Raw genomic sequence first — 6,464 nt, 5'->3', positions numbered from 1 at the left:
TAGCTGCTTAAAATTTGTTTTTATCATAACAATCATCTCGATTGAAGCGCAGCTGAACAGAGAGATCTATCTCGAGACAGATTTTGCTTCGGTGGCTTAAACTTTGACAATCTTAATATGCATAAAGCCAAAAAGATTGTCAAAGTAAGTGTTCGTGTTAATCTGCACATTGGTGGACTATTTCAAAAAGCATTATAACGATATGTCGGATAGAAATATCCGACACCACATACTCATCCAGAATTTTGCCACTTCCCAATAAAACTTTACTTTTAACCATGCAGAAAATATTAATTCCGGTTTTATTTTTCATCTCCAGTCTGGCTTTTGCACAAAACAGTCAAACCTTTACCAACGAGAACAGGATTTATCTTCCAAATATTAAAACAGTGCTTTGCTATAACAGCAATAAAGAGCAAAGCATTCCGGTAATGATGCTCAATTCGTCAGAAACCATTACTTTTTCTTTTGACGACCTGCTTTCCGGCACCCAAAACTACTGGTACACCATTGAGCATTGCAATGCCGAATGGCAACCTTCGCAAATTTCGACTATCGATTATTTGGGCAGTTTTAACGACGACCGCATCCTCACCTACCGTTATTCATCCAACACCACCCGGAAATATACCCATTACGAACTCAGCCTGCCCAATACACAGATCCAGCCCAAAATCGGCGGTAATTATGTATTAAAAGTATATCTGGATGGTGATAAAAATAAACCTGTTATTTCACAGCGTTTTTATGTGCTCGATAGTCAGGTGGCGGTAGCTGCAGAAGTAACCAACTCCATGCAGGTAGAAAACCGGAATTACAAGCAAAAAATCAATTTTACCATTAATCATACTTTTCCGATCTCCAATCCTTATCAGGACCTGAAAGCTGTTGTCATGCAGAATTTCAATCCCAATACCAGCATATTGAATACAAAACCCTCTTTTGTACGACCAAACCAACTGGTTTACAACGACCTTAACACGAACGATTTTTGGGGAGACAACGAATTTAGAAAATTTGACACCCGCAGTTTAAGGTACAAAGCCGATAACGTTAAAGATATATACCGCGATAACGAATCGGTAAACGTGATGCTTTTTCAGGATGCATCGCGAACAGCTGGAGCTTTTGCCAACCAGTATGATGAAAACGGAAACTTTTTTATCCGCAATACCGATGGCCGCGACGATAAAACAGAATCGGAATATATGGGTGTATTGTTTACCTTAAATGCCCCTGCCCCCAGTGCCAATGGCGATGCCTATGTAGTTGGCCGTTTTAACAATTACACTATGGGTAACGACAATAAACTCCTTTACGATGCCAACAGAAAGCAGTTTTATGCCAACATTATGCTTAAACAAGGCCTTTACGATTATGAATATGCCTGGTTTAACAAAGATACCAAGACAATGGAAACCAGGTTTTTCGAAGGTGCATTCTTTCAGACGGAAAACAGCTATCAGATATTCGTTTATTACCGCCGCCCTGGTGCGCGCTGGGATACGCTGATTGGCTTCGCCAACCTGAGCAATAAGGTTAGCGATAGAAGATAAAGCTTCTTATTTGTGCAGTAACATTAATTGTCAACTTGACTTTTAATGTTACATTTCTTACCTTTATTGTTACATTGATTTTCACGGTTTTAAAAATGGTTGTTCTACTTTAGTATTTCAGAATTAACCAGACAACAGCTAGAAAATCTTGTTTCTAACCAATAATTATGTTTAAGAAATTAATTGCCGCTGCATTAATCATCAGTCCCTGTGTGCAGATTTTTGCACAGAACCAAACCGGTCCTTATACCCAATCTATTAATGGTACCAAGCTAAAATTCGATATGCAGGCCATTCCGGCAGGCAAATTTAAAATGGGGAGCAAAACAGGTAAACCCGATGAACAACCTGTACACGAAGTAAAAATCGATGCCTTCTGGATCGGTATCCATGAAGTAACCTGGGATATTTTTGAACCTTTTCTATACCGCGATTACGAAAAAAAAGCCAGCGAAGGTGCTATTCCTCCTGAAGTTGATGCTGTAACCCGCCCAACCAAACCATATCTTGATATGACCTTCGGCATGGGCAAAGAGCACCAGCCGGCAGTTGCCATGACCCAATATAACGCCATTCAATTCTGTAAATGGCTTTATGTGCGCACTGGTGTTTTTTACCGCTTACCAACAGAAGCCGAATGGGAATATGCCTGTAAAGCAGGAACGGAAACCAAATACTCTTTTGGCAACGATGCCGCCAAACTGGGCGATTATGCCTGGTACAAGGATAACAGTAATAACAAAACGCATCAGGTAGGGCAAAAAAAACCAAATGCATGGGGTTTGTTTGATATGCATGGAAACGTGAGCGAATGGACTTACGACCAATATATTGCCGATTTTTACAGCAAAGATAAAACCACCGAAAACCCTGTTGCCAAACCTGATAAACTGTATCCTAATGTCGTTCGCGGTGGTTCTTATGATGAAAAACCTGAAAACCTGACTTCAACAGTGAGACTGGCTTCTGATCCATCATGGAAACAACTGGATCCGCAGATCCCTAAAAGCAACTGGTGGTTTCCTGAAGCACCTTTTGTAGGCATGCGTTTGGTACGGCCTGTAAAAACACCTTCAAAAGAAGAAATAGAGGCTTATTATAACAAACAACCTATAAAAGACTTTTAAAAAACATCCTAACCAAAATAAAAAACTAAACACATGAGAAAACCAATTAACCAACAAGATCGTCGCGATTTTTTAAAAGCAACGGCCATGCTTGCCGGCGGGGCCATGTTAAGCAGCATTCCACTGGCCGGAGCTTATGCATCAGGTTCTGATACCATCAAGATAGCCCTGATCGGCTGTGGCGATCGTGGTACAGGAGCTGCTTTCCAGGCATTAAGCACTAAATTCAACATTAAATTAGTGGCTATGGCCGATGCTTTTCAGGATCGTTTAGATAGCAGCTACCAATCTTTAAGCTCAAAATTCGGCGCTAAAATAGATGTTCCTAAAGAGCGTCAGTTTGTAGGTTTTGATGCCTATTTAAAAGCCATTCCATTGGCCGATGTTGTATTATTAACCACCCCTCCGGGTTTTCGCCCTATCCATTTCGAAGAAGCGGTAAAACAGAATAAACAAATTTTTATGGAAAAACCGGTTGCTGTTGATGCTCCGGGGATCAGAAAGGTTTTGGCCGCTGCCGAAGAAGCCAAAAAGAAAAAATTAAACGTGGTTGTGGGTTTACAACGCCGTTACCAGACCAATTACCGCGAATCGATGAAACGCATTAACGACGGTGCCATTGGCGATATCATGTCGGGACAGGTGTACTGGAACAGCGGTGGTGTTTGGGTTCGTCCGCGTACCGCAAACCAAACTGAAATGGAATACCAGATGCGTAACTGGTATTACTTTAACTGGTTATGCGGCGATCATATTGTAGAGCAGCACGTACACAATATCGATATTGCCAACTGGATAAAAAATGCACATCCGGTTTCGGTACAGGGAACGGGAAGCCGTGCCTGGAGAACAGGAAAAGATTATGGCGAAATCTATGATAACCACTCCATCGAATTAACTTATGCCGATGGTGCGGTAATCAACAGCCAGTGCAGGCACTTCGAGGGTATCAGCAACCGTGTAGATGAAAGTTTCCAGGGAACAAAAGGTAAAATTTACCTGTCAGGAAGCAACCAGGCCATTATGAAAGATTATAAGGGCAAAGAACTTTACAACCACAATACCAAAGGAAATGCCAACCCTTACCAAACCGAACACGATGAATTATTCGATGCGGTTTCGAAAGGCGAATATAAATTCAGTAACGTAGATTATGCTGCAACCAGCACATTTTCTGCCATTATAGGCCGCTATGCCACTTACTCTGGTCAAACCATTAAGTGGGATGAGGCATTGGCTGCCAACAACAGTTTATTACCTGAGCGTTTCGCATGGGATGCCAACCCACGATTAATGCCGGATGAAAAAGGTTTGTACCCTGTTGCTATGCCGGGGCAGGCAAAAGTGCTTTAATTTTAGCTGATGCGTTATAGATATTTGCTTTTCCTTTTACCCCTGATTCTGGCTTTCTCTTTCAAAAAAGAAATGAAGCAGTATAAGATCAATGGTTATGCACAGGGAACGGATTACGCTATAATGTACTATGCTACCGATAGTTTGGCTACCAAACAGGGCATAGACAGTTTATTAAACGAAATTGATTTATCGATGTCGCTTTATAAAAAAGGCACATTGATAAATCAGTTTAATGCTGCTGAAAAGGAGATTAAAACCGATCGTTTGATGAACGATGTACTGAAGAGAAGTTTTGAGATCAATGCAGATACAAAAGGTATTTTCGACATTACCGTAGCCCCACTGGTACAAGCCTGGGGCTTTGGCCCGAAAGAGGCTCAATCAGAACCCGATCCTACTACCATTAAATCGATCCTGAATTGCGTAGGTATGAAAAACCTGAAATTAAAGGATGGATTACTCACCAAATCAAAACCCTGTGTACATATCGATTTAAATGGAATTGCCCAAGGTTACAGTGTCGATTTAATTGCCGATTACCTCGAGCAAAAAGGAATTAAACAATATGTGGCCGAACTGGGTGGCGAAATCAGGATTTCTGGCCCGAAACCCAATGGCGAAATGATGAAAATCGGTATCGAAGGTCCGGATAAAGATGGGACGCCTGTAATCAGGCACATTGCATCCATCAATTCGGGCGCCATTACCACTTCGGGCAATTACCGGAAATTCCACCAGAGCGGAAAGAAGAAAATCTCACACCTTATTGATCCTAAAACCGGCTATCCTTTAGATAATGAAATGATCAGCGTTACGGTTTATGCAAATGATGCCATTACTGCCGATGGATATGACAATGCCTTAATGGCGATGCACCTAAAAGATGCCATTGCCTTTGTAGAAAGCAGAAAAAACCTCGAGGCTTATTTTGTATACCATCAAAAAGACGGCAAAGTAGCCGACACTTTAACCACCGGATTTAAAAAACTGATTACACCAGATCCGCTAAAACCGAAGCAATGAAAAGAAGCGAATTTATAAGAAACAGCCTGCTTACTGCCGGAGCCATTACCACAGGAGCAGGATTAACCCATACTTTTGCCGCCGAAAAGCAAAATACAGCATTAAGCGACAAAACTTTCAACCTCGATTATGCACCACACCAGGGCATGTTCGAAAACCATGCGGGCAAAAGCTTTTTAGATCAGATCCAGTTTATGTACGATAAAGGTTTCCGCTCGATCGAAGATAACGGCTACCTTGGCCGGCCGGTTGAGGAGCAGGAAAAAATCGGGAATTTACTGGCCAAACTGGGCATGCGCATGGGTGTTTTCGTGGTAGATGGAGGCGATAACTGGAAAACCTCCTTAACCACCGGCAAAAAAGAGTTTAAAGATAAATTTATCGAAACCTGTAAAAAGTCGGTAGAGGCCGCAAAACGCTGTAATGCCAAATGGCTAACCGTGGTTCCGGGTTTTTACGAGCGGAATTTACCTTATGGCAACCAGTTTGCCAATGTGATTGATGCGATGCGTGCCGGTGCGGAGATTTTTGAACCACATGGATTAATTATGGTTTTGGAAACTTTGAGCGATACACCCGAGCTTTTCCTCCAGAAAACAAATGAAACCTATGCGGTTTGCAAAGCTGTTAAAAGCCCTTCGTGTAAAATCCTTTACGATATTTACCACATGCAGCGCACAGAAGGCGATCTGATTAAAACCATCGACCGCTGTTGGGACGAAATTGCCTACATCCAGATTGGGGATAACCCGGGCCGTAAGGAACCAACAACAGGAGAAATCAATTATAAAAACCTGTTTAAACACCTGCATACCAAAGGCTATAAAGGCGTTATGGGCATGGAACATGGTAATTCGAAAAGCGGAAAAGAGGGCGAGTTAGCTGTTATTTCGGCTTATCGGGCTGAAGATAGTTTTTTGTAGTGAACTTATACAAAATGACCAACTCCGTGGTCTGTAAAATAAAAAGCACCGTCATTGCGAGAAGGAACGACGAAGCAATCTTTAATGCTAGTGATCCTTGCTATAAAGATTGCTTCGTCGGCTGAAAAAGCCTTCTCGCAATGACGGTTTATCGAGGACACAAACCGCGGGAGAATTCTTATACAAAACGACCGTCCTTCTCGACCGAAACGCAGTGGAGCGGAGAGATCTATCTAGAAATACACTCGAGACAGATTTAGCTTCGCTGCACTCCGCTCGAAATGATGACATGAGGGAGGTTACGCTCCAAACGCCGTGGTCTGTAAAATAAAAAGCGCCGTCATCTCGACCGGAGCATCGCGGAGCAGAGAGATCTACCTCGGGACTATTCTCGAGATAGATTTCTCAGCTCCGCTCGAAATGACGGTACCGGGGAAACTCCGTGGTCTGTGTCCCCACCAATGCTATTAACTTAAGCT

General features: G+C 42.4%; 5 protein-coding genes. All 5 read left to right on the top strand.

Annotated features, from left to right (window positions below; translation table 11 throughout):
- Positions 1–278 precede the first annotated feature (278 nt).
- The 5 genes from DRW42_RS28245 (at position 279) to DRW42_RS28225 (ending at position 5,985) form a co-directional block, all read left to right on the top strand.
- Positions 279–1,556 (top strand): type IX secretion system plug protein, encoded by a 1,278-nt coding sequence (locus DRW42_RS28245; RefSeq protein WP_113952210.1) that lies wholly within the window; start codon positions 279–281, stop codon positions 1,554–1,556.
- A 167-nt stretch (positions 1,557–1,723) separates the two neighbouring features.
- On the top strand, positions 1,724–2,683 hold the full coding sequence (locus DRW42_RS28240; protein WP_113952209.1) for a formylglycine-generating enzyme family protein: 960 nt from the start codon (positions 1,724–1,726) through the stop codon (positions 2,681–2,683).
- Between the two features lie 33 nt (positions 2,684–2,716).
- Positions 2,717–4,036: a Gfo/Idh/MocA family oxidoreductase gene (locus tag DRW42_RS28235; RefSeq protein WP_113952208.1), complete on the top strand. Its 1,320-nt coding sequence runs from the start codon at positions 2,717–2,719 to the stop codon at positions 4,034–4,036.
- A gap of 9 nt (positions 4,037–4,045) precedes the next feature.
- Entirely contained in the window at positions 4,046–5,062 is a 1,017-nt protein-coding gene (locus DRW42_RS28230) for an FAD:protein FMN transferase (RefSeq protein ID WP_113952207.1), read from the top strand.
- The gene (locus tag DRW42_RS28225) at positions 5,059–5,985 is read left to right on the top strand and encodes a hydroxypyruvate isomerase family protein (protein WP_113952206.1); all 927 of its coding nucleotides are present in this window, start codon (positions 5,059–5,061) and stop codon (positions 5,983–5,985) included. The genes DRW42_RS28230 and DRW42_RS28225 overlap by 4 nt, the downstream gene beginning before the upstream one ends.
- The last annotated feature ends 479 nt before the right edge of the window (positions 5,986–6,464 follow it).

Source organism: Pedobacter miscanthi, from assembly GCF_003315595.1.
In the GTDB taxonomy this organism is placed as follows: domain Bacteria; phylum Bacteroidota; class Bacteroidia; order Sphingobacteriales; family Sphingobacteriaceae; genus Pedobacter; species Pedobacter miscanthi.
The sequence above is the reverse complement of the archived record's forward strand: the minus strand, read 5'-3'. Positions and strand labels throughout refer to the sequence as shown.

What these genes read in the sequence shown, in the direction of transcription:
- DRW42_RS28225 (WP_113952206.1), top strand. Translation starts at nt 5,059, where the DNA reads ATGAAAAGAAGCGAATTTATAAGAAACAGCCTGCTTACTGCCGGAGCC.
- DRW42_RS28245 (WP_113952210.1), top strand. Translation starts at nt 279, where the DNA reads ATGCAGAAAATATTAATTCCGGTTTTATTTTTCATCTCCAGTCTGGCT.
- DRW42_RS28230 (WP_113952207.1), top strand. Translation starts at nt 4,046, where the DNA reads ATGCGTTATAGATATTTGCTTTTCCTTTTACCCCTGATTCTGGCTTTC.
- DRW42_RS28240 (WP_113952209.1), top strand. Translation starts at nt 1,724, where the DNA reads ATGTTTAAGAAATTAATTGCCGCTGCATTAATCATCAGTCCCTGTGTG.
- DRW42_RS28235 (WP_113952208.1), top strand. Translation starts at nt 2,717, where the DNA reads ATGAGAAAACCAATTAACCAACAAGATCGTCGCGATTTTTTAAAAGCA.